We start from the raw sequence: 21,590 nt of genomic DNA, 5'->3' as shown, positions 1-21,590 counted from the left end.
CGGCGGGAGCACCCCGTAGTGTTGAGGGCGTGACCGTGAACGCTAAGACCAGCCCGAGCGCTGGCAACACCTGGCGAGACCTGCCCGCGGCGCAGCAGCCCGAGTACCCCGACACCGAGGCTCTGCGCGCAGTGATCGCGGACCTCGAGTCGTATCCGCCGCTCGTCTTCGCGGGCGAGTGCGACCAGCTGCGCGCCCGGATGGCGTCCGTCGCCAAGGGAGAGGCGTTCCTCCTCCAGGGCGGCGACTGCGCCGAGGCCTTCGACGCCGTGTCCGCCGACCACATCCGCAACAAGCTCAAGACCCTCCTCCAGATGGGCGCCGTGCTCACGTACGCGGCATCCGTGCCGGTCGTGAAGGTCGGGCGGATCGCCGGCCAGTACTCCAAGCCGCGCTCCAAGCCGACCGAGACCCGCGACGGCGTGACGCTGCCCACCTACCGGGGCGACTCCGTCAACGGCTTCGACTTCACCGAAGAGGCCCGGATCCCGGACCCCGAGCGGCTGAAGCGCATGTACCACGCGTCGGCGTCCACGCTGAACCTGGTGCGCGCCTTCACCACCGGCGGCTACGCCGACCTGCGCCAGGTGCACGCCTGGAACCAGGACTTCGTGAAGTCGTCGCCGTCCGGCCAGCGCTACGAGCAGCTCGCCCGGGAGATCGACAACGCGCTGAACTTCATGCGGGCCTGCGGCACCGACCCCGAGGAGTTCAAGACCGTCGAGTTCTTCTCCTCGCACGAGGCGCTGCTGCTCGACTACGAGTCGGCGCTCACCCGTGTCGACTCGCGCACCGGGCAGCTCTACGACGTCTCCGGGCACATGGTGTGGATCGGTGAGCGCACCCGGCAGATGGACCACGCGCACATCGAGTTCGCCTCGAGGATCCGCAACCCGATCGGCATCAAGCTCGGCCCGAGCACCACGGCCGAGGAGGCGCTGCAGTACATCGAGCGCCTCGACCCCGAGCGGGAGCCCGGCCGGCTGACCTTCATCGTCCGGATGGGCGCGGACAAGATCCGCGACAAGCTCCCCGAGCTGGTCGAGAAGGTCACCGCGTCCGGCGCCACCGTGGCCTGGGTGACCGACCCGATGCACGGCAACACCTTCGAGGCGGCCTCCGGGCACAAGACCCGCCGCTTCGACGACGTGCTCGACGAGGTCAAGGGCTTCTTCGAGGTCCACAAGGGGCTCGGCACCCACCCGGGCGGCATCCACGTGGAGCTCACCGGCGACGACGTCACCGAGTGCGTGGGCGGCGGCGACGAGATCTTCGTCGACGATCTGCACCAGCGCTACGAGACGGCCTGCGACCCGCGGCTCAACCGCAGCCAGTCGCTGGACCTGGCGTTCCTCGTCGCGGAGATGTACCGCGACCAGTGACCGGCGCGGCCGGTGATACCGGCTGAGGGGTGGGGCGTGTATCACACAGGATCGCGCCCCACCCCACTTCTGTGCCCTTCGGGCGACAGGTAAGGTTAGGTTAGCCTCACCGACCAGGGGTCGGGGCGGCTCGGCCCAGTGTCTTCCCGGGAGGTGAACCGCGTGTTCGTGTGCAGTTGCTTCGGTGTGACCGAGGAACAGGTGAGGAGTCACGCGGACGCCGGAGCGTGCACGCCCCGGCAGATCGCCTCCGCCTGCAAGGCGGGCACCGACTGCGGCGGCTGCGTACGGCGCATCCAGGCACTGCTCGGCCGCGGCTCCTGTCCGCGCCGGCAGCTCGTCGACCAGGGCGAGCCGCCGCTCGCGGCGAAGCTCCCGGAAGCCGCGTAGTACCTGCCCTAGTGGGTCGAGAAGCCGCTCGTCCCCGGACCCGACGAGTCGGGCTGGGACTGCTCGACGACCGTCGACAGGTACAGCGACTCGCCCAGTTTCTCGATCAGGTCGAGCTGGGTCTCCAGGTAGTCGATGTGGTGCTCCTCGTCGGCCAGGATCGCCTCGAAGACGTTGGCCGACGTGATGTCGCCCTTGTTGCGCATGACCTCCACCCCGCGGCGCAGCCGGTCGATCGCCTCCAGCTCGATCTCCCGGTCGGCCTGGAACATCTCGGTCACGCTCTGCCCGACCCGGACGTGGAACAGCCGCTGGTAGTTCGGCAGGCCGTCGAGCAGCAGGATGCGGTCGGTGAGCACCTCGGCGTGGCGCATCTCGTCGAAGGACTCGGCGCGCGTGTACTCGGCGAGTTTCGTCCAGCCCTTGTGGTCCTGCAGCTTCGAGTGCAGGAAGTACTGGTTGATCGCCGTGAGCTCGGCGGTCAGCTGCTCGTTCAGGAATTCGATGACCTCGGGGTCGCCCTGCATCGCATGGGCTCCTTCCGCGCGGGGGAACTGGCAGGTTGGGGCGCATGATTGCATCGGCGGAGAAGATCGTCCAGTAAGTACTCACTTAGTAAGTAAGTCCACGCTTGGCTGGTTGTGTACCTGTTTGACCGAATCTGCCGGGCCCGGTTCAGGGGCATCGCCACCGGTCTGTCAGGATGGAGGCATGGGTCAGCCGGCGGAACGCGAATCGGGGGAGCGCGCAGCAGAAGGAGCGGAGCGGTTCGAGCTCCCGCCGGGGCAGCGACTGCAGAAGGGCTGGCCGGTCACGCACTACGGGCCGGTCCCCAAGTTCCGGCCCGAACGCTGGGAGTTCCGGGTCTTCGGCGCCACCGCCGACGGTGCGAAGCACTGCTGGAACCACGAGGAGTTCACGGCCCTGCCGTACACCACCGTCGAGGCCGACCTGCACTGCGTCACCAAGTTCAGCATGGTCGGCGCCGAGTGGGGCGGGATCCCTGCGCGCACCGTCGTGGACATCGCCCCGCCCGCGCCGGACGTCACCCATGTGATGGTCTGGGCGGAGTACGGCTTCAGCTCCAACCTCCGGCTGGCCGACTTCACCTCCGAGCGCGCCCTCTTCGCCACCCACAAGGACGGCGAGCTGCTCACCGCCGAGCACGGCTTCCCGCTGCGGCTGATCGTCCCCCATCTGTACGCCTGGAAGGGCCCCAAATGGGTGCGCGGTGTGGAGTACATGACCGCCGACCGCCGGGGCTTCTGGGAGGAGCGCGGCTACCACAACATCGGCGACCCCTGGACGGAGCAGCGCTACTCCTACCAGGAGGGGCCCGGGGACGGGCCCGAGCTCTGACAGCCGTACGGTCTCAGGCGTCCCGGAGCTTCTTCAGCCGCTCCACGTCCGCGGCGTGTCCCTCCTTGCCGCCGGGCGTCTCGATGACCAGCGGTACGCCCTCGGTCGCCGGGTGCGTCATCAGCGCCCGGAACGGGTCCTCGCCGATGTGTCCGGCGCCGATGTTCGCGTGCCGGTCCTTGTGTGCGCCGACCACGTCCTTGGAGTCATTGGCGTGGATCAGCTTCAGCCGGCCCTTGCCGACGGTGTCCACCAGCAGATCCAGCGTTCGGCGCATCCCGCTCGGCCCGGTCAGGTCGTGGCCGGCCGCGAAGATGTGGCAGGTGTCCAGGCAGACGCCCAGCTTCGGATGGGCGTCCAGCGCCTCGAAGTACGGCCCGAAGTCCCAGGTCCGCGAACACAGTGAGGAGCCCTGTCCCGCCGTGGACTCCAGCAGCAGGAACGGGTCGTCGTCATGGGTGAGCTCGTCGAGCAGCGGCAGCATGTGCTCCCGTACCTGCCGCAGCGCCACCGCCCGCTCCCGCCCGCCGGTCGCGCTGCCCGTGTGCACCACCACGCCCAGCGCGCCGATCTCCCGGCCGCGCCGCAGCGAGTGCCGCAGCGACTCCACGGACCGCTCGACGGTCGCCTCGGTGTGGGAGCCGAAGTTGATCAGGTACGGGGCGTGCACGTACGCCGGGATCGAACCGGCCGCACAGGCCGCGCGGAACGCCTCGTCCTGCCGGGGGTTGCCGGCCGGGGTGGCCCAGCCGCGCGGATTGGCGACGAAGACCTGCACCGTCTCGGCGTTCAGGTCACGGGCGTAGGACAGGCCGACGGAGTGCAGACCGCCGGCCACGGGGACGTGGCCGCCGACCGGGTTGCGGGCGGGACCGGACAGGTGACTCTTCACCCGTCAAGGGTGTCACGTGCGCCGGCCCCGTCCGTCAGCGGATCTCGATGGTTATCGTCGAGCCCTTGGGCGCGGTGTCCCCACCGTCCACGGACTGGCCCTTGACGGTGTCGCCGAAGAGTCCGAGCAGCCCGCGGTCCTCGTCCACGTCGAACCCGGCGTCCTTCAGCTTCCGCTTGGCCTCGTCCACGCTGTCGCCGATCACGTCCGGCACCTCGATCATCTCCGGGCCCTTGGACAGCGTCAGCGTCACGGTGTCGCCCTCGGCGGCCTGCCGCCCCGCGCCCGGGGTCTGCCGGGCCACCTGACCGGCGTCGTGCTCGGAGTTGACCCGCTCGGCGGCGATCCTCACCTTGAGACCGGCCTCCTCCAGCTCCGCGCGGGCGTCCTCCGCGTCGTCGCCGGTCACGTCCGGCACGTCCACCGGGCTGCCCTTGCTCACGGTCAGCGCCACCGCCGAGCCCGCGCGGACCTTCGTGCCCTTGCCCGGCTCCGTGGAGATCACCGAGCCCCGCTCCACGGAGTCGCTGAACTCCCGGGTCACCATGCCGGGCTCCAGACCGTCGTCCTTCAGCAGGTCCCGCGCCTTGTCCAGCCGATAGCCGTCGAGGTCGGGCACCCGCACGGTCTGCGGGCCCTTGGAGAGGGTCAGCGACACCGAGTCGCTGCCGCGGACACGGGTGCCCGCCTTCGGGTCGGTGCTGATCACCGTGCCCCGCTCCACGGTGTCGCTGTACGCCTCCTCCACCCGGCCGGTGTCCAGCCCGGCGTCCGTCAGCCGGTCCCTGGCCTCCTCCTCGGTCTTCCCCAGCAGCGGCGGGACCTTGGTGAACTGGCCGGAGTTGATGTACCAGATGCCCGTGCCGACCCCGAGGACCAGGAGCACGGCCACGACGATCGCCATCGGCCCGCGCCGCAGCGCCGTCCGGCGCCGGGGCGGCAGCGGCGGCGGGGACCGGAACCGGCTGGTGTGGTGCACGGGGTCCGCGGGCTCGTCCTCGTTGACGGGCAGCGGGCGGGGGACACTGAGCGAGCGCGGGATGACGCTCGTACGGTCCTCGGCGTTGTCGTGCTCCGACGTCAGCGCCTGCGGCGGCACCGCGTCGAGCTGCTCGGCGGTGAGCCGGCCGCGCCCCGCGCGGACCCGCGCGAGCAGCGCCACCGCGTCGTGCGGGCGGATCCCGGGGTTGCGGGCGGTCGCCGACGCGACCAGTTCGTCCAGCTCGTACGCCATGCCGGGCACGGCGGCCGACGGGGCCGGCACGTCGTCGTGCAGGTGCTTGTAGAGCACGATCGCGGGGGAGTCGCCGTCGTGCGGCTTCTCGCCGGTCAGCATCTCGTAGAGCAGGATGCCGCAGGCGTAGACGTCCACGCGGGGGTCGGCGACGCCGTTCTCGATCTGCTCGGGAGCCAGGTACGAGACCGTGCCCAGCACGGTGCCCGTGGTGTTCGTCACCGAGTCCACGGCGCGGACCAGCCCGAAGTCGGCGACCTTGACCCGGCCGTCGTCCCCTATCAACACGTTCTCGGGCTTCATGTCCCGGTGCACGAACCCGGCCCGGTGCGCGGCGCCGAGCGCGGCCAGCACCGGCTCCAGGATGTCCAGCGCGGCGCGCGGCTGGAGCGCGCCGCGCTCGCGCAGCACGTCGCGCAGGGTGCAGCCGGCGATGTACTCCATCGCCAGATAGACGTACGCCCCGTCGGTGCCCTGGTCGAAGACCTGCACCACGTTCGGGTGGGCCAGCCGGGCGACCGACTTCGCCTCGCGGATGAACCGCTCGACGAACGAGCCGTCGGCCGCGAGGGAGGGGTGCATCACCTTGAGCGCGAGGATGCGGTCCAGGCGGGTGTCCACGGCCCGGTAGACCGTGGCCATCCCGCCGACCGCGATCCGCGCCTCGACGCGATACCGGCCGTCGAGCACCTGCCCGACCAGGGGGTCCTGAAGGGTCGTATCCACGCCCCGAGTCTACGAGCCCCCACCGACACCCCCGACCCGTTCATCCCCCGTTGAAGCGGACCTGTGACGTGCACCGCGTAACCGCGGGCGCCCCGCCGCGTAACCGCGGCCACCCCCACCGCCGTAACCGCGGGCGCCCCGCCGCGTAACCGCGGGCAATCGTGCCTCCCCCCAGTGCCTTGAGGGCCTGGGAGGCGCCCCCAGGGCGGCACGGGTGGGCGCAGCGGCACCCTGTAAGCGCCGGCGAGCGAAACCCGCCCCGCCCAGCCGCAGCCCCGGCACCGTCAGAACGCCGGCCGCTCCGGATCCAGCACGGCCATGCCCTCCGCGGGAGACGACGCCTCGGCGGCGAACCACCGCCGGGGAATCCGCCCCGCCAGCCGGGCCAACCGCCCCGCCTCCACCGCACACCGCATGGCGGAAGCCATCACCACCGGCGCCTGCGCCCGGGTGACCGCCGACGCCAGCATCACCCCCGCACACCCCAACTCCATCGCCAACGCCACATCGGACGCGGTCCCGGCCCCCGCGTCAAGGATCACCGGCACCCCCGCCCGCTCCACGATCAACTCGAAGTTGTGCGGATTCCGGATCCCCAGTCCCGACCCGATCGGCGACCCCAGCGGCATGATCGCCGCACACCCCACCTCCTCCAGCTTCCGCGCCAGCACCGGATCGTCGTTCGTGTACGGCAGCACCGTGAACCCGTCGTCGACCAGCGTCTCCGCCGCGTCCAGCAGCTCGATCGGGTCCGGCAGCAGCGTCCGCTCGTCGGCGATGACCTCCAGCTTGACCAGGTCCGTGCCGAGCGCCTCCCGTGCGAGCCGCGCGGTGAGCACGGCCTCCCCGGCGGTGAAGCACCCCGCCGTGTTCGGCAGCACCCGGATGCCCAGCCTCTCCAGCACCGACAGCACGGACCCGTGCACCGAGGGGTCCACCCGCCGCATCGCGACGGTCGTCAGCTCCGTCCCGGACGCCACCAGCGCCCGCTCCAGCACGTCGAGGCTCGGCGCCCCGCCGGTGCCCATGATCAGGCGGGACGTGAAGGACGTACCACCGAGGAGGAACGGATCGTCGGCCACGGTCAGCCTCCCTGGACGGCGGTCAGGACTTCCACGCGGTCACCCTCACGGAGGGGCGTGGCGGGCCACTGCGCGCGCGGGACGACGGTTTCGTTGAGGGCGGCGGCCACCCCCGAGGGTGCCGCGGTGAGCGACCCCACGACGAGGTCGAGAGCCGTGCCGGGCGCGAACTCCCGGCGCTCCCCGTTGACCGAGATGTTCATACGGGCTGCTCCGCGCGGACGGCGGCGCCGAAGCGCCGGGGGGTGAAGGGGCGAGCCACCTCCGGCAGGGCGCCGGTGGTCAGGGCCTCCGCCATGGCGTCGCCGGTGACCGGCGTCAGCAGGACACCGTTGCGGTAGTGGCCGGTGGCGAGCAGCAGCCCCTCGAGCTCCGTCGGGCCGAGCAGCGGCGCGTTGTCGGGGGAGGCGGGACGCAGTCCGGCCCGGGTCTCGGTCAGCGGCAGCTCGGTGATGCCGGGGACCAGCTCGTGGGCGTCGCGCAGCAGCTCGTACACACCGCCCGCGGTCACGGTGGTGTCCCAGCCCATCTCCTCGCTGGTCGCCCCGATCACCAGCTCGCCGTTCTCGCGCGGCACCAGGTAGACGTGGCTGCCGCGCACCACGGCCCGTACGGTCCGGTTCAGGAAGGGGCCGTGCCGCGCGGGCATCGTCAGCCGCACCACCTGCCCCTTCACGGGGCGCACGGGAGGCAGCACGTCCGCCGGGACGCCCGCGAGCCGCCCGCTGAGGCTGCCCGCGGCGAGCACCACCTGCCCGGCGACCAGCTCGGTGCCGTCGGCCGTGGCCACGCCCGTCGCACGGTCTCCCGCGACGACGAGCCGCTCGGCCCGCGCGCGGTGGACGGTCACGCCCGCGCGCTCACAGGCGGTGACCAGTGCGGCCGCCAGCCGCCGGGGGTCGATCTGGTGGTCGCCGTCCACCCGCAGGCCGCCGCGCACCCCCGGCGCGAGCATCGGCTCCAGGCGCCGGCAGTCCCGCCCGGACAGCCACTGCGAGTCCAGTCCCGACCGCTGCTGCAGGGCGTGCAGTTCCCGCAGGTGGGCGCGGTCGTCGGCGTCCAGTGCCACGGCGAGCGTGCCGCACGCGCGGTAGCCGAGGTCGTGGCCGGTCAGCTCGGTCAGTTCGGCCGCGAAGCCGGGATAGCGCCGCGCGGAGGCGAGGTTCAGACCGAGCAGGGTCTCCTCGCCGTAGTGCAGTTCCGTGACGGCGGCCAGCATCCCGGCGGCCACCCGGGCGGCGCCGCCGCCCGGCTCGGGGTCCACCACGGCCGTGGCGAGACCGCGCTGCGCGGCCCGCCAGGCGGTGACCAGACCGATGATTCCGCCCCCGACGACGAGGACGTCTGAGGTACGCGTGGGCGACATGGGCGTCCAGCCCCTCCCTTCGCCGGCATGACCCGGATCAGGTTCGTACGGTCGGAGGCCGCCAGCCTCCCTCTCAGCCCGGTGCGTCCGGGCTCCCGCGAGTGCTTGTACGTTGGCCACCCTAGCAACGCGCCTGCAAGGGAGTCTTTACCGTGGCCCGCTCGCTCGACGGACTCGTCCTCGCCCCCGTGGCCGACCAGGCCCCCGGCCAGGTCGGCACCCGCACCCGGTTCACCTACCACGAGCGGGGCGGCGAGATCTGGGCCGAGTACGAGGGCGGCGACGTCGTACGCGGACACCTGGTGGGCACCCGCGCGGGGGACCGGCTGGACTTCCGGTACGTGCAGCTCAAGCGGGACGGCACGACCTCCTCCGGGCACTGCGTGTCGACGGTCGTGGAACTGCCCGACGGACGGGTGCGGCTGGAGGAGGAATGGCAGTGGGAGTCGCAGCCGGGCAGCGGGACGAGCGTGGTGGAGCAGCTCGGCTGATCGACGCCGCGTCGGGTGTCTAAGGTGATCGGGTGAGCGAGCAGACGCAGGGACCGGGACGGTCCGAGCCGCGGCGGGTGGTGGTGGCGGGCGCGGGCATGGCCGGTGTGCAGACCGCCCTCGCCCTGCGGGAGCAGGGCTTCACCGGCACCGTGACCCTGATCGGCGCGGAACCCCACCAGCCGTACGACAGGCCGCCGTTGTCCAAGGCGGTGCTGCTCGGCAAGGCCGAGGACTCCGCCTTCGACGTCGACTTCGAGGACGCCGGCATCGAACTGCGGCTCGGCTGCGAGGTGCTCGGCCTGCGCCCCGCCGACCACGAACTGGACACGGAGAACGGGCCCGTCCCGTACGACGTCCTGGTGGTCGCCACCGGTGCGGAACCGGTCCGGCTGCCGGGCACGGAGGGCGTGCCCGGCGTGCATCTGCTGCGCACCCTGGACGACGCCGCGCGGCTGCGGCCGGTGCTCGCGCGGCAGCACGACATCGTGGTGGTCGGCGCCGGCTGGATCGGCGCGGAGTTCGCCACGGCGGCCCGCGAGGCGGGCTGCGCGGTCACCGTCGTGGAGGCGGGGGAGCGGCCGCTCGTCGAGGCGCTGCCCGCCGAGGTGGCCGCCCCGATGGCCGCCTGGTACGCCGAGGCGGGCGTCACACTGCGCACGCACGCGCGCGTGGAGCGCGTCGAACCCGGCGCCGCGGTCCTGGACGACGGCACGCGGCTGCCCGCGGGCGCCGTGGTCGTCGGCGTCGGGGCCCGGCCCGCCACCGGCTGGCTGGCGGGCTCCGGGATCGAGCTCGGGGCGCACGGGGAGGTCGTCGCCGACCACCATCTGACGACCTCCCTGCCGGACGTGTACGCGGTCGGCGACTGCGCGTCCTTCCCGTCCGGGCGCTACGGCGAGCGCCTGCTGGTCCACCACTGGGACAACGCCCTCCAGGGGCCGCGCACGGTCGCCGTGAACATCCTCGGCGCGGCCACCGGCCGGGAGCCGGTGGTCTACGACCCGGTGCCGTACTTCTGGTCCGAGCAGTTCGGGCGCTTCGTGCAGTACGCGGGACATCACGCGGACGCCGACCGGACGGTGTGGCGCGGGGACCCCGCCGAGGCGGCGTGGAGCGTCTGCTGGCTGCGGGAGTCCCGCCTGGTCGCGCTGCTCGCGGTGGGACGGCCCCGGGACCTGACGCAGGGGCGCCGGCTGATCGAGGCGGGCACGGCGATGGACGCGGAGCTGCTGGCGGACCCGGCGCGGCCCCTGAAGTCGGCGGCGGCGTGATGCTCCCGGCCCGGCGCGTCCGCCCAGGTGGGCGGGGCTGACTTCCGGCTGTCGGTGGCAGATGGCAGGCTTGTCCCGTGACCGAGATTGACGCAAAGATCGATGCTCTCGTCCCCGCCTGGCTCACCCTGCCCGACATCGCCGAAATGCTCGATGTCGAGGTGACGCGCGTCCGGCAGCTGGTCAAGGAGGGCCAGCTCATCGCCGTACGCCGAGGTGAGAACCGCGCGCTGCACGTGCCCGCCGCCTTCATCGACGAGGACAAGGTCGTCAAGGGCCTGACCGGGACCCTGACGCTCCTGCGGGACGACGGCTTCACGGACGAAGAGATGCTGGAATGGCTCTTCACCCCCGACCCCTCCCTGCCGGGCACGCCCGCCCAGGCACTCGGCGAGAACCGCGGCACGGAGGTGAAGCGCCGAGCCCAGGCGCTCGCGGTCTGACCCGGCCCCGACCGTCCACGATCCGAACACCACCGGCCGGGGCGCGGGCCCCGGCCCGGGGACACCCGCGCCGGCGGCATAGGGTCCCTGCGGCGGGCCCGCCGGGCCCGTACGCCGCCGACACCCTGGGGGATCCTCCTGTGACCGCCACCGCTCGCGCCCGGCTCGCCGACGCCCGGCTCTATCTGTGCACCGACGCCCGCAGGCGGCAGGGGGATCTTCCGGAGTTCCTGGACGCGGTCCTGGCCGGCGGGGTCGACATCGTGCAGCTGCGGGACAAGGGCATGGAGGCCGGCGAGGAACTGGAGCACCTGGCGGTCCTCGCCGACGCCTGCGCCCGGCACGGCAAGCTGCTCGCGGTCAACGACCGCGCGGACGTCGCCCACGCCGCCGGAGCCGACGTCCTCCACCTCGGCCAGGGCGACCTGCCCGTCCCCGCCGCCCGCGCGATCCTCGGCGACGACGTCCTGATCGGCCGCTCCACGCACGCCGGGTCCGAGGCCGCCGCGGCGGCCGTCCAGCCCGGCGTGGACTACTTCTGCACCGGCCCCTGCTGGCCCACCCCCACCAAGCCCGGCCGCCACGCCCCCGGCCTGGACCTCGTCCGGTACACCGCCGCCCTGGGCACCGAGCGCCCCTGGTTCGCCATCGGCGGCATCGACCTCGGCAACCTCGACGAGGTGCTGGACGCCGGTGCCCGCCGGGTCGTCGTCGTACGGGCCGTCACCGAGGCGGACGACCCGCGCGCGGCGGCGGCCGAGTTCGCGAAGCGGCTGCGACAGGCGGCGCCCCCGGACGCCGGATGACCCCCGCGCGTCTCAGGTTTGTCCAAGGGGTGGACAACAAGTCGGCATTCCGGACAAATATTCCGCATCCGGTTGGGGGACCGCCGCCCCCTGGCTAACCTGCCGGTATGGCCCTCGGAACCGCATCCACCAGGACTGACCGCGCACGCACCGTGCGTGACATGCTCGCCGCCGGCAAGACGACGTTCTCGTTCGAGTTCTCGGCGCCGAAGACCCCCAAGGGCGAGCGGAACCTGTGGAGCGCGCTGCGCAGGGTCGAGGCGGTCGCGCCGGACTTCGTCTCCGTGACCTACGGCGCGGGCGGCTCCACGCGCGCCGGCACGGTCAAGGAGACCCAGCAGATCGTCGCCGACACCACCCTCACCCCGGTCGCCCACCTCACCGCGGTCGACCACACCGTCGCCGAACTGCGCAACATCATCGGCCAGTACGCCGACGCGGGGATCCGCAACATGCTCGCCGTGCGCGGCGACCCGCCCGGCGACCCGATGGGCGACTGGGTGCCGCACCCGCAGGGGCTGACCTACGCCGCCGAACTCGTCCGGCTCATCAAGGAGTCGGGCGACTTCTGCGTCGGCGTCGCCGCCTTCCCGGAGATGCACCCGCGCTCGGCCGACTGGGACACCGACGTCGCCCGCTTCGTCGACAAGTGCCGGGCCGGCGCCGACTACGCGATCACCCAGATGTTCTTCCAGCCCGAGTCCTATCTGCGGCTGCGTGACCGAGTCCACGCGGCGGGCTGCGAGACCCCGGTGATTCCCGAGGTCATGCCGGTGACCAGCGTGAAGATGCTGGAGAGGTTGCCAAAGCTCAGTAACGCCGTGTTCCCGGAGGCCCTCGAAGAGCGGATCCTCGCAGCGAAGGACGATCCGGCGGCGGTACGCTCGATCGGTATCGAGTTCGCCACGGAGTTCTGCGCCCGGCTGCTGGCCGAGGGAGTGCCCGGACTGCACTTCATCACGCTCAACAACTCCACGGCGACCCTGGAAATCTACGAGAACCTGGGCCTGCACCACCCACCGCGGGCCTAGACCGGTCGCACTCATATACGACACACTGAGTAGCGACCACTGGGAGAGGGGCGTACATGGGCTGGGCGGTCCTCTACATCGCGTTCGGCATCGTCGCGCTGTGGTTGCTCGGTGAGGTGCTGCTGCAGTACAAGGCACGCCTGCGCTGGCGGCTGCTCGCCTTCGCCGGCTTCCTCGGCGTCGTGCTCGGCGTGCTGATCCCGTCCGTGGTCGTCATCGGGCTGGGCGCCGCGGCCTTCGCGGTCGGCCAGACCTATGTGACCCTGTCGTTCCGCCGCGGCTTCGCGGCCGGCTGGGCGGTCAACGCGCCGGTGCTGGCCGCCGCCAAGGGCCGCCGCGGCGGCCGCGGGCGCCAGGAGCCGACCCTGGAGGTCTCCGGCCTGGAGGCGTCCGGCGCCGGCCACGGCGACGAGAGCGACGCCCCCCGCGACCGGGCCGGCCACCAGGCGGACGACGACTACGACCGCGACGACGTGTTCACCCCCGCCGCCCGCCCCGACCAGCCGGCGGCCGCTGAGACGACCGCCGTCTACGAGCCGCAGCCCATGCCCGACGACACCGGCTCCTACGGCGTCTACGGCGGCGACACCGGGTACGCGGCCCCGGCCCAGGACCAGTACGCGGCGGCGGCCCAGGGGGCCGACCCCAACTACGCCTACGACTACTCCGGTTACGGCCAGCAGCAGGGCTACGACACCACCGGCCAGCAGCAGTACGCGGCCTACTCCGACCCGTACATCGGCAACTCGGCCTACGGGGACACCTCGTACGACACCGGCTACGCCGACCCGCAGCAGTACTCCCAGCAGGGCTACGGGCAGGACCCGTACGCCCAGCAGGGCTACGGCGGCGAGACCCCGGCCGGCGGCCTGTGGGTCCCGCAGCAGCGCAGCGCCGACGATCCGTACGGCGGTGAACTCCCGCCCGAGCAGCAGTACCCGTACCAGGGCGACGGACAGACGCACGGCAACGGCACCGGGTACGACGAGCAGTACCGCTACTGAGCGCGCTCACTGCGACCCGCGGAACTCCGGCCCCTCCACGACCAGCCCGGCGACCAGTGCCCCCGACATCCCGGCGTGCGGGAGCCCGCCGCCGGGGTGGGACCAGCCGCCGGCCGTGAACAGCCCCGCCATCCCGGTGCTGTTGGCCGGGTGCAGCAGCCGCCCGCCCGCCGCGGCCAGCGCCGGTACCGGCACCGCGCCGCCCTCCGCGCCGGTCTCCCCGGCGATGTCGGCCGGGGTGCGCGTCTCGTGCCACAGCAGCCGGTCGCGCAGACCGGGCACCGCACGCTCGGCGACGGCGATCAGACGCTCGGCGTACGCGTCCCAGGACTCCTCGGTCCCGGCGGGCACCACCGACGTCACCGTGACCGCCTCGTGGCCGGCGTCGGGGACCAGTGCCGGGTCGTCCGGCCGCAGCACCGTGACCGTGGGCCGCGGGGGGAGGCCCACGGGCGCACCGGACAGTGAATCCAGTTCGGCCTCCCGGTCGTCCGTGTGCACGACCGTACGGTGCGGGGTCCCCTCCGGGCGCCCGCCCCGCAGTGCCAGCGCCACCGTCACCCTGCTCGCCGTCCCCCGCTGGGCCGGGACCTCGCCGGCGGCACGCACCCGCGTCCCCCGGCTCAGCCGGTCCAGCACCCCGGGAGCCACCCCGGCGACCACGAGGTCCGCCTCCGCGACGGTGCCGTCGGCGAGCTCCAGCCCCGCCGCCCGGCCGTCCTTCTCCGTCAATCCGGCGACCTCCGCGCCGAAGCGGAACTCGACCCGGCGGGCCAGACACCGCTCGTACACCGCCCGCGCCAGCTCCCGCATGCCGCCGCGCACGTACCACATGCCGAAGGCGTGCTCCATGTACGGCAGTACCGCCGCGCTCGCCGGGGTCTCCCGGGGGTCGAGGCCGTACGCCAGCGCGTGGCTCTCCAGCAGCGCGATCAGCCGGGGATCGCGCAGCTCCCACGCACCGGCCTCCGCGAGCGTGCCCGCCGTACGCGTGCGCAGGAGCTTCCTGTGCGGGACCGCCGGATACGGCTCACGCTCGGCCAGCACCCGCCAGTTGGGCCACAGCGGCTCCTCCAGCAGCGGCCTGCGCGACCGGTCCCAGGTCTCCCGGGCCCGCACCAGGAAGTCCCCCCAGCGCCGGGCCGCGTCCGCCCCGAGGCTCTCCTCCAGCGCGGAGACGACGCCCGCGCGGGAGGCGTTCGGCAGCGACACGCGCGTACCGTCCGCGAACACGTGGTGCGACGACGGGTCGACCTGGACCAGCTCGACGCACGCCTCCAGCGGCTCCCTGCCGGTCTTCACGAACAGGTCCCGGTAGACCGCCGGCAGCGGGAGCAGTCCTGGCCCGGTGTCGAAGGCGAACCCGTCCCGCTCCAGACGGCGCAGCGCGCCGCCGTACGTCTCCGTCCGCTCGTACACCGTCACCCGGTGGCCCGCGACGGCCAGCCGGGCGGCGGCCGCCATCGCGCCCATCCCGGCGCCGATCACCGCAATCCGTGCCATGCCAGGGACTTTATCCGCCGCCACCGACAGCCCGTCCCCGAGTACCCGCGCCCCCGCCCCGGGCTCCAGGCGGCGGCACCGGGCCGTGGGCGCGCGTGCGCAGCCCTGAGTACCCGTACCTAGCCGCCGAGTTGAGTACGCGCGCGGATGGGGGCCGGCCCCCGGGAACGGGAGAGTGGAGGCCACGGAGAGGGGCCCGGCCCCGGAACCGGCGACACGGGGCGCCGGAACGGTACGGGCCCACGATCCGCTCCTTCCGCCGGCACCGTCAGTGGGAGCGAGGCACGGGGGAACCCGGGGGACGACCACGACGGGGTTCTGGGGGAACGCACGGGGGAGCGAGGAAGGTGCCGGTCCGCCGGTGGCCCGCGGGGGACGCGGCCACCGTCGGGCCGGCGCCTTCGTCCGTCCAGGTTCAGCGGCGGCCGCTGACCCGTCCCTGCAACAGCCGGGACAGGGCGGAGTGCACGTCGTCCAGGGAGCGCTCCGGCTGGAAGGACTTCCAGTCCAGCGCGGCCACCAGCACCATGCCGACCAGTGCCGCCGCCGTCAGCGGGACGTCGATCTCGTCGCTGAACTCGCCGTTCGCCACCCCCTCGCGCAGCACGCCCTCGACCACCGCCACGGCCTGCTGCCGCACCACCATCAGCGTGGACTGCCAGGCCCGGTTGGTGCGCCACAGCTCGGCCACGTACAGCTGGGTGAAGGCCGGGTAACGGTCGATGAAGACGAGCCCCGCGCGGATCATCGCGTCCAGGGCGTCGACCTTGCCGCCGCCCTCCGCGGCCGTCCGCTCGGCCGCCTCCCGCAGGGAGGCGGTCAGCAGACCGACCCCGTGCCGCAGCAGCTCCTCGAAGAGGACCGACTTGCTCGCGAAGTTGTAGTAGACCGTGCCCTTCGCGACCCCCGCCCGCTCGGCGATCTCGTCCACGGTGGTGGCGGAGAAACCTTGTTCGGCGATGAGGGTGACGGCCGCCTCGTAGAGCTTCTGCCGGGTGGCCTCGCGGCGGGCACTGCCGCCCGGCGTGGTGCTGCTGCGTTCCATGGCCCTGATTGTCACAGGAACGCCGGTCCGTCCGTTCACAAGGTCAGCTCCGGGTGCAGCCGGTCCATCGTCCACACCTGGCGGCGGCGGGCCGACAGCGCGGTGAGCGCGAGGGCGCCCGCGGTGAAGGCCGCGAGCACGGCGCACGCCTGCCACACCGGTCCGAGGCCACCGCCCGTGATGAGCCGCCGCAGCGCCCCGACGACATGGCTCATCGGCAGGAACGGGTGCAGCGCGTTGAAGAAGCCGGGGCTGGTCTGCACGGGGTACGTGCCGCCCGCCGAGGTCAGCTGGAGCATCAGCAGCGCGAGGACGAGGATCCGGCCGGCCGCGCCGAAGCGCGCGTTCAGCCACTGCACGATCGCCGCGAAGCACGCCGTCACCAGGAACAGGAAGCCCACCGTCCCGGCCGCCCGCGCCATCTGCAGCCCGAGCGCCCAGTGCAGCACCGACATCAGCGCCAGCGTCTGCAGCACCCCGATCGCCACCACCGGCAGCCAGCCCGCCAGCGCGATCCGCCAGGCGGAGGCGCCCGCCGCGAGCGCGCGCCGGTTCATCGGCGCGATCAGCATGTACGCCACCATCGCGCCCACCCACAGCGACAGCGGGATGAAGTACGGGGCGAAGCCGGTGCCGTAGTCGGGCGCCTTGTGCAGGTCGCGGGAGACGAGCCGGACCGGGTCGGCCATCACCTCGGTGCGCCGGTCGCGGTCCCGCTCGTCGTAGTCGGGGATCTTCCCGGCACCGTCGTGCAGACCGCCGGCGAGTTCGCCGGAGCCGTCGACGAGCTTGTAGAGGCCGCCCTTCAGGTCGTCCGCGCCGGTCTTCAGCTCGCCGACGCCCTTGTCCAGGTCCGCGGCGCCGGTCTCGGCGGTGCCGAGTCCCTTGTTCAGCTTCTTCGCGCCGGCGGCGACCTTGCCGGCCCCGGCGTCGAGCCTGTTGATCCTGGTGACGGCGTCGTCGAGGTCCTCGGAGAGGTGCGGGGCGCGGTCGGCGAGCGTCCGGGCCTGCTTCTCCAGGGCGGCGAGGTGGGTGTCGAGCTTTTTCAGGTCGTCGCGGTGCTCGGTGACCAGGGAACCGACGTCGCCGGCGACGTCCGCCGCCGTGGCCACCGCGTCCCGGGCCTTCTTCAGGTCCGGGCAGGCGGGGTCGGGCAGGACGGGGTCCGCGCAGCGCGCCTCGTGGATCTCGTCCATGGTGTCGGACGCCGCGCGGGCGTCCTTCGCGGCGGCCGGCGCCTCCTCCTCCAGGGTGTCGAGGTCCGCGCGGAGCTTTCCGGCCGAGTCGGCGACGAACCGCGCGGTGTCGCCGATGGTCTTCTCGTTGTCCTCCAGGAACGGGCCCACCTCGGTGTCGACCGCGTTCACCTTGTCGGCGAGTCTCCGCGTGCCGTCCGCGACCTTCTTCGAGCCGTCCTCCAGGTCTCCGGCGCCCTTGTGGAGGGCCTTCAGGCCCTTGGAGAGCTTGCCGCTGCCCTTGCGGGCGTCCGTCAGGCCGTCGGCGAGGTCCTCGGAGCCCTTCTCCGCCTTCCCGATGCCGCCGCTCAGCTTGTCGGCCCCCTCGGCCGCCTTCACGGTCTCGCCGTGGATGTCCGAGAACGAGACGAAGATCCGGTCCAGGAAGGAGCGCGAGGTCTTCGTGGACGCGGCTCGGCGCACCTCGCCGAAGACCGTCCGGGAGATCTGCCCGACGATGTAGTTGTTGGCGTCGTTCGTCCGCACCTGGAGGGCGCCCGTCTCGGGGGAGTCGCCCGAGCTGGAGGCGATACGGCGGCTGAAGTCGGCGGGCATGGTCAGCGACAGGTAGTACGTGCCGTCCTCGACGCCCCGCCGGGCCTCCTCCGCACTCACCTCCCGCCAGTCGAAGGTGCCGCTGTCGCGCAGCCCCTCGGCGATGTCGTCGCCCGCGGTGAGCCGCTTCCCGTCGGCACCGGCCCCCTTGTCGTCGTTCACCAGCGCCACCGGGATCCGGTCCAGACGGCCGTACGGGTCCCAGAACGACCACAGGTACAGGGCGCCGTACAGCAGCGGCAGCACCAGCAGGGCGACCAGGGCCGCGCGCGGCAGCCTGCCCCGGCCGAAGCGCCGGAGCTCAAGAGCGGCCAGTCGCGGCGATCGCATCGGCGGCCTCCTTCCCGTCGTCGTGCCGTTCGGTTCCCGTGCGGACGGGCGTCACGTCAGGTGGTGCCTCGCCGCACACGGCCAGCACGGTGGTGCCGGCGCCGGCGACGGACCGCAGCAGGGCCCAGACCGCGTCCCGTTCGGCGGACGAGAGCTTCAGGTCGGTGTCGTCCACACCGAGCAGCCCGGGGCGCCCCAGCAGCGCCAGCGCGAGCGACAGCCGCAGCGCCTCCACCCGCTCCAGATCCCGTACGGCGGTCCGCGCGGCCTTGGGGAGGGAGGTGAGGTCCAGGCCGGCGCTGGTGAGCGCGTCGTCGACGCGGGGGCGCGGTCGAGGGCCGCCGAAACGGCGCCGCAGCAGGACCTGTTCCCGCAGGTGCTCGCCGACGGTGAGGGCCGGGTCGAGGTCGGTGACCCCGGCGACGTGCGCGAGGGCGCTGCGGCGGCGTACGGCGGACATGCGCCTGGGCAGTTCCAGCCCGCCCACGGAGGCCAGGCCCTCCGTGGGCCGCATCCGGCCGGTGAGGGCGAGCAGCAGGCAGGTGCGGCCCGACCCGGACGGCCCCTCCACCGCGATCAGCGAGCCGGGCTCCGCGTCGGCCGAGACCCCGCGGAACGCCCATCCCCGGGGCCCCTTCAGGCCGAGGCCGCGGGCCGTGACGGCGAGTCCGGACGGACCGTCCACCAAGTCCCCCTGTTTTTGAACTGACTGGTCAGTGCAAAAACTAACGCGAACAGTCGATCGAAGCAAAAGCCCAGGTCAGAACGGATTGTCAGTGGCATACCTCACGATGTGTACATACGGCACCTCTTAGTAGGGGAGCCGTCACATAGACGACAGGAGGTTCGTCATGGCCAACCCGTCCGCAGCCGCCGCCCGTCGGCGCCGCGCAACCGGCCCTGCCCCCTCACTGAACGGCCCGGCGAGCGACATCCACCCCGTGCTGCGCCGCGCCACGGCCCCGCCCGCCGCCCTCGACCTGCTCGCCCAGGCCCGTGCCGGACTCGACGAGGCCGCCGTCCTCGAGACACCCAACGAGCGCTATGCGACGGCCCACCTCGCCGCCCTGCGCACCGCCGCCGCCGTGCTCGCCGCCCGCGGCCGGCCCGAGACCTCGCCCCGGGCCCGGGCCCGGATACGGAGCGCCTGGGAAGTGCTCCCCGAGATCGCGCCCGAGCTCACCGAGTGGAGCGCGCTGTTCGCCTCCGGGGCCCGGCGCCGCGCCCGCGCCGAGGCCGGCATCCAGGGCGCGGCCACCGTCCGCGACGCCGACGACCTGATACGCGACGTCGCGATGTTCCTCCGCCTGGTCGAACAGATGCTGGTCCTCCAACCGGTCCTGCCCCTCCCAGGGGCGCGGGGAACCGCGCGAAGGGGGTCCGGAGGCGAAGTCCCCGGGGACGGGAAGGGAAGGGGCGGAGGGGGCGAAACACCGCGCGCCGCCCCCTAGCCCTCCAGCCAGGTGGCCGGAAACCACGGCGCAGGCCATAGGGTGGACACCGCCTGAAGCCCGATCGCCCTCCGAGGAGTCAACTACCGTGTCGGACCCGATGCGGCCCCGCGCCGCCCTCCGTACCGCCGTGGTCTGGGAGGTCCTCCAGAACGCCCTGGAACGCCGGGTCAAGGCGACCGGACGGCAGGCGCTGGACGTCCTCGACACCGGCGGCGGCAGCGGCAACTTCGCGGTGCCCCTCGCCCGGCTCGGCCACCAGGTGACCGTCGTCGACCCCAGCCCCAACGCGCTGTTCGCCCTGGAGCGCCGCGCCGCCGAGGCCGGCGTCGCCGACCGGGTGCGGGGCGTCCAGGGCGACGCCCGGGGCCTCTTCGACGTGGCCGAGCGCGGCGGCTACGACATCGTGCTGTGCCACGGCGTCCTGGAGTACGTCGACGACCCCGCCGAAGGTGTCCGCAACGCGGTGGCGGCCCTGCGCCCCGACGGCGTCCTCAGCCTGCTCGCCGCGGGCCTCGGGGGCGCCGTGCTCGCCCGTGCCCTCGCCGGTCACTTCACGGAGGCCAAGCAGGCACTCGACGACCCGGACGGCCGATGGGGCACCGGCGACCCCGTGCCGCGCCGCTTCACCGCCGACCGGCTCACCGCGCTCGTGGAGGGCGCGGGCCTGACGGTCGGCGCCGTGCACGGCGTGCGGGTCTTCGCCGACCTCGTCCCCGGCGTGCTCGTCGACACCGAGCCCGGAGCCCTGGACGCGCTGCTGAAGCTGGAGGCGGTGGCGGCCGAGCTCGCCGCCTTCCACTCCGTGGCCACGCAACTTCATGTGCTCGGTGAGACGCGGGGGACCCCGGAGGCCTGAGCGGCTGCCGGGACGCGCCGCTGATCAGCGGCGCGTCCGGTGGCCCCGCCGCGCATGGAGTGCGCCACAGGCCCCCCGAATGGCGGCTTGGCGCCGTATGATCGAGGGAGACCGCCGGGCATGACGGGTCGGCCGCCGGGGAATGAGAAGCCTCAGCGGGCCGGGACGTGATGGCTGGTACCGGTTGGCCAATTGGCGCAGAGGGGCGGGTTTCACGGGGGCGATTCCCTGCCTATCCTGAAGGGACCCCCCGGGTCGCCCCGGCGACTGCACGATGAGGAGGACTCCGTGCCGCTCTCGGAGCACGAGCAGCGCATGCTCGAGCAAATGGAGCGAGCGCTGTACGCCGAAGATCCCAAGTTCGCGACGGCGCTCGAGGGAAGCGGGCTGCGTACGTACACCCGGCGACGGGTCTACCAGGCGGTCGCGGGCTTCCTCGTGGGTATTGCGCTCCTCATGGCCGGTATGGTCGCCCAGCAGGTCTGGCTCAGTGTGGTGGGATTCCTCGTCATGCTGGGCTGCGCGGTTCTCGCGGTGACCGGCTGGCGCAAGGCACCCAAGCCGGGAGAGCAGGCCGCCGGCGCGACGGGCACGCCACAGGCGGGCCGCCAGGCCAGACAGCGCCGCTCGGTGATGGACCGCATCGAGGAACGCTGGCAGCGCCGCCGCGACGAACAGGGCGGCCGCTAGCCAACTGAAAACTTGCCGAAGGGGCGACCACCGCACGGTGGTCGCCCCTTCGCGTTCCCGTTCCCGCGGGCAGCCGGTGCCTCAAGGGCCTGGGAGGTACTCCCAGGGTGATGGGAGTCCCCCGCTCGAGCGAAGCCGAGAGTGGGAGCGGGGGAGGGTGGGCGCGACCGTCCCCCGCTCTCCGCGGGCAGCCGTGGCAGGCCGTGCGGGGCCCACCGGCGTGGGTGCTGGGCGGGGGCAGGTCGCGCGGCCCGGTGCTTGCGGGGCGCCGTCGCACCCACCCGTGCCGCCCCAGCGGCACGACGGCCCGTGGTGGGCGGGCGGTGGGGCTCGGCCCTGCTGTCGTGACGGCCCGTGGTGGGCGGGCGGTGGGGCTCGGCCCTGCTGTCGTGACGGCCCGTGGTGGGCGGGCGGTGGGGCTCGGCCCTGCTGTCGTGACGGC

22 protein-coding genes and 1 riboswitch are annotated in these 21,590 nt (G+C 73.1%); of the genes, 12 read left to right on the top strand and 10 right to left on the bottom strand.

Annotated features, from left to right (window positions below):
- The first annotated feature begins 29 nt into the window (after positions 1–29).
- The gene (locus ACFV5H_RS29040) at positions 30–1,382 is read left to right on the top strand and encodes a class II 3-deoxy-7-phosphoheptulonate synthase (protein ID WP_085572866.1); all 1,353 of its coding nucleotides are present in this window, start codon (positions 30–32) and stop codon (positions 1,380–1,382) included.
- 153 nt (positions 1,383–1,535) lie between these two features.
- The gene (locus tag ACFV5H_RS29035) at positions 1,536–1,772 is read left to right on the top strand and encodes a bacterioferritin-associated ferredoxin (RefSeq protein WP_385053966.1); all 237 of its coding nucleotides are present in this window, start codon (positions 1,536–1,538) and stop codon (positions 1,770–1,772) included.
- 8 nt (positions 1,773–1,780) lie between these two features.
- On the opposite strand, the gene bfr is transcribed toward ACFV5H_RS29035, so the two are convergent.
- Entirely contained in the window at positions 1,781–2,299 is a 519-nt protein-coding gene (gene bfr / locus ACFV5H_RS29030; protein WP_385053969.1) for a bacterioferritin, read from the bottom strand.
- A 184-nt stretch (positions 2,300–2,483) separates the two neighbouring features.
- Between bfr and ACFV5H_RS29025 the strand changes: the two genes are divergently transcribed.
- Positions 2,484–3,131, top strand: coding sequence for a sulfite oxidase-like oxidoreductase (locus tag ACFV5H_RS29025; protein WP_385053971.1), 648 nt, complete (start codon positions 2,484–2,486; stop codon positions 3,129–3,131).
- Positions 3,132–3,144: 13 nt separating this feature from the next.
- Here ACFV5H_RS29025 and ACFV5H_RS29020 read toward each other — a convergent pair whose 3' ends face one another.
- The 5 genes from ACFV5H_RS29020 to thiO all read right to left on the bottom strand — a co-directional run bounded on the left by ACFV5H_RS29020 (position 3,145) and on the right by thiO (position 8,431).
- Positions 3,145–4,023 carry a deoxyribonuclease IV gene (locus tag ACFV5H_RS29020; protein ID WP_385197951.1) on the bottom strand — a complete coding sequence of 293 codons (879 nt, stop codon included), beginning with the start codon at positions 4,021–4,023 and terminating at the stop codon, positions 3,145–3,147.
- A 34-nt stretch (positions 4,024–4,057) separates the two neighbouring features.
- Positions 4,058–5,983: a Stk1 family PASTA domain-containing Ser/Thr kinase gene (pknB, locus tag ACFV5H_RS29015; protein ID WP_385053977.1), complete on the bottom strand. Its 1,926-nt coding sequence runs from the start codon at positions 5,981–5,983 to the stop codon at positions 4,058–4,060.
- Between the two features lie 284 nt (positions 5,984–6,267).
- The gene (locus ACFV5H_RS29010) at positions 6,268–7,065 is read right to left on the bottom strand and encodes a thiazole synthase (protein ID WP_385053980.1); all 798 of its coding nucleotides are present in this window, start codon (positions 7,063–7,065) and stop codon (positions 6,268–6,270) included.
- Between the two features lie 2 nt (positions 7,066–7,067).
- Positions 7,068–7,268, bottom strand: a complete 201-nt coding sequence (thiS, locus tag ACFV5H_RS29005; protein ID WP_385053982.1) for a sulfur carrier protein ThiS — start codon at positions 7,266–7,268, stop codon at positions 7,068–7,070.
- Positions 7,265–8,431 (bottom strand): glycine oxidase ThiO, encoded by a 1,167-nt coding sequence (thiO, locus tag ACFV5H_RS29000; protein ID WP_385053985.1) that lies wholly within the window; start codon positions 8,429–8,431, stop codon positions 7,265–7,267. The genes thiS and thiO overlap by 4 nt, the downstream gene beginning before the upstream one ends.
- Positions 8,429–8,540, bottom strand: a riboswitch (TPP riboswitch). It overlaps the preceding gene by 3 nt.
- Before the next feature lie 43 nt (positions 8,541–8,583).
- Here thiO and ACFV5H_RS28995 point away from each other — a divergent pair.
- The 6 genes from ACFV5H_RS28995 (at position 8,584) to ACFV5H_RS28970 (ending at position 13,480) form a co-directional block, all read left to right on the top strand.
- The gene (locus tag ACFV5H_RS28995) at positions 8,584–8,922 is read left to right on the top strand and encodes a hypothetical protein (protein WP_385053987.1); all 339 of its coding nucleotides are present in this window, start codon (positions 8,584–8,586) and stop codon (positions 8,920–8,922) included.
- Positions 8,923–8,954: 32 nt separating this feature from the next.
- Positions 8,955–10,196 (top strand): NAD(P)/FAD-dependent oxidoreductase, encoded by a 1,242-nt coding sequence (locus tag ACFV5H_RS28990; RefSeq protein ID WP_385053990.1) that lies wholly within the window; start codon positions 8,955–8,957, stop codon positions 10,194–10,196.
- Between the two features lie 77 nt (positions 10,197–10,273).
- Positions 10,274–10,639 carry an Rv2175c family DNA-binding protein gene (locus ACFV5H_RS28985; protein WP_385053993.1) on the top strand — a complete coding sequence of 122 codons (366 nt, stop codon included), beginning with the start codon at positions 10,274–10,276 and terminating at the stop codon, positions 10,637–10,639.
- A 140-nt stretch (positions 10,640–10,779) separates the two neighbouring features.
- Positions 10,780–11,445, top strand: a complete 666-nt coding sequence (thiE, locus tag ACFV5H_RS28980) for a thiamine phosphate synthase (protein ID WP_385053995.1) — start codon at positions 10,780–10,782, stop codon at positions 11,443–11,445.
- Between the two features lie 107 nt (positions 11,446–11,552).
- Entirely contained in the window at positions 11,553–12,476 is a 924-nt protein-coding gene (gene metF, locus ACFV5H_RS28975) for a methylenetetrahydrofolate reductase [NAD(P)H] (RefSeq protein ID WP_385053998.1), read from the top strand.
- A 56-nt stretch (positions 12,477–12,532) separates the two neighbouring features.
- Positions 12,533–13,480 (top strand): hypothetical protein, encoded by a 948-nt coding sequence (locus tag ACFV5H_RS28970; protein WP_385054000.1) that lies wholly within the window; start codon positions 12,533–12,535, stop codon positions 13,478–13,480.
- 6 nt (positions 13,481–13,486) lie between these two features.
- Here ACFV5H_RS28970 and ACFV5H_RS28965 read toward each other — a convergent pair whose 3' ends face one another.
- The 4 genes from ACFV5H_RS28965 to ACFV5H_RS28950 all read right to left on the bottom strand — a co-directional run bounded on the left by ACFV5H_RS28965 (position 13,487) and on the right by ACFV5H_RS28950 (position 18,833).
- Positions 13,487–14,983, bottom strand: coding sequence for a phytoene desaturase family protein (locus ACFV5H_RS28965; RefSeq protein WP_385197949.1), 1,497 nt, complete (start codon positions 14,981–14,983; stop codon positions 13,487–13,489).
- Between the two features lie 415 nt (positions 14,984–15,398).
- Entirely contained in the window at positions 15,399–16,028 is a 630-nt protein-coding gene (locus ACFV5H_RS28960; RefSeq protein ID WP_385197948.1) for a TetR/AcrR family transcriptional regulator, read from the bottom strand.
- A gap of 35 nt (positions 16,029–16,063) precedes the next feature.
- A complete protein-coding gene (locus tag ACFV5H_RS28955) occupies positions 16,064–18,148 on the bottom strand; it encodes a YhgE/Pip family protein (RefSeq protein WP_385197946.1) in 2,085 nt (694 codons plus the stop codon).
- Complete coding sequence (locus ACFV5H_RS28950; RefSeq protein ID WP_385197945.1) at positions 18,120–18,833, bottom strand: ATP-binding cassette domain-containing protein; 714 nt, start codon at positions 18,831–18,833, stop codon at positions 18,120–18,122. The genes ACFV5H_RS28955 and ACFV5H_RS28950 overlap by 29 nt, the downstream gene beginning before the upstream one ends.
- A 166-nt stretch (positions 18,834–18,999) precedes the next feature.
- Between ACFV5H_RS28950 and ACFV5H_RS28945 the strand changes: the two genes are divergently transcribed.
- The 3 genes from ACFV5H_RS28945 (at position 19,000) to ACFV5H_RS28935 (ending at position 21,148) form a co-directional block, all read left to right on the top strand.
- A complete protein-coding gene (locus ACFV5H_RS28945; protein WP_385197944.1) occupies positions 19,000–19,599 on the top strand; it encodes an SAV_6107 family HEPN domain-containing protein in 600 nt (199 codons plus the stop codon).
- An 88-nt stretch (positions 19,600–19,687) separates the two neighbouring features.
- A complete protein-coding gene (locus ACFV5H_RS28940) occupies positions 19,688–20,458 on the top strand; it encodes a methyltransferase (protein ID WP_385197942.1) in 771 nt (256 codons plus the stop codon).
- A 288-nt stretch (positions 20,459–20,746) separates the two neighbouring features.
- A complete protein-coding gene (locus tag ACFV5H_RS28935) occupies positions 20,747–21,148 on the top strand; it encodes a DUF3040 domain-containing protein (protein ID WP_385054016.1) in 402 nt (133 codons plus the stop codon).
- Positions 21,149–21,590: the final 442 nt, after the last annotated feature.

The sequence above is a fragment of the Streptomyces sp. NPDC059787 genome (assembly GCF_042732315.1).
Taxonomy (GTDB): domain Bacteria; phylum Actinomycetota; class Actinomycetes; order Streptomycetales; family Streptomycetaceae; genus Streptomyces; species Streptomyces atrovirens.
The sequence above is the reverse complement of the archived record's forward strand: the minus strand, read 5'-3'. Positions and strand labels throughout refer to the sequence as shown.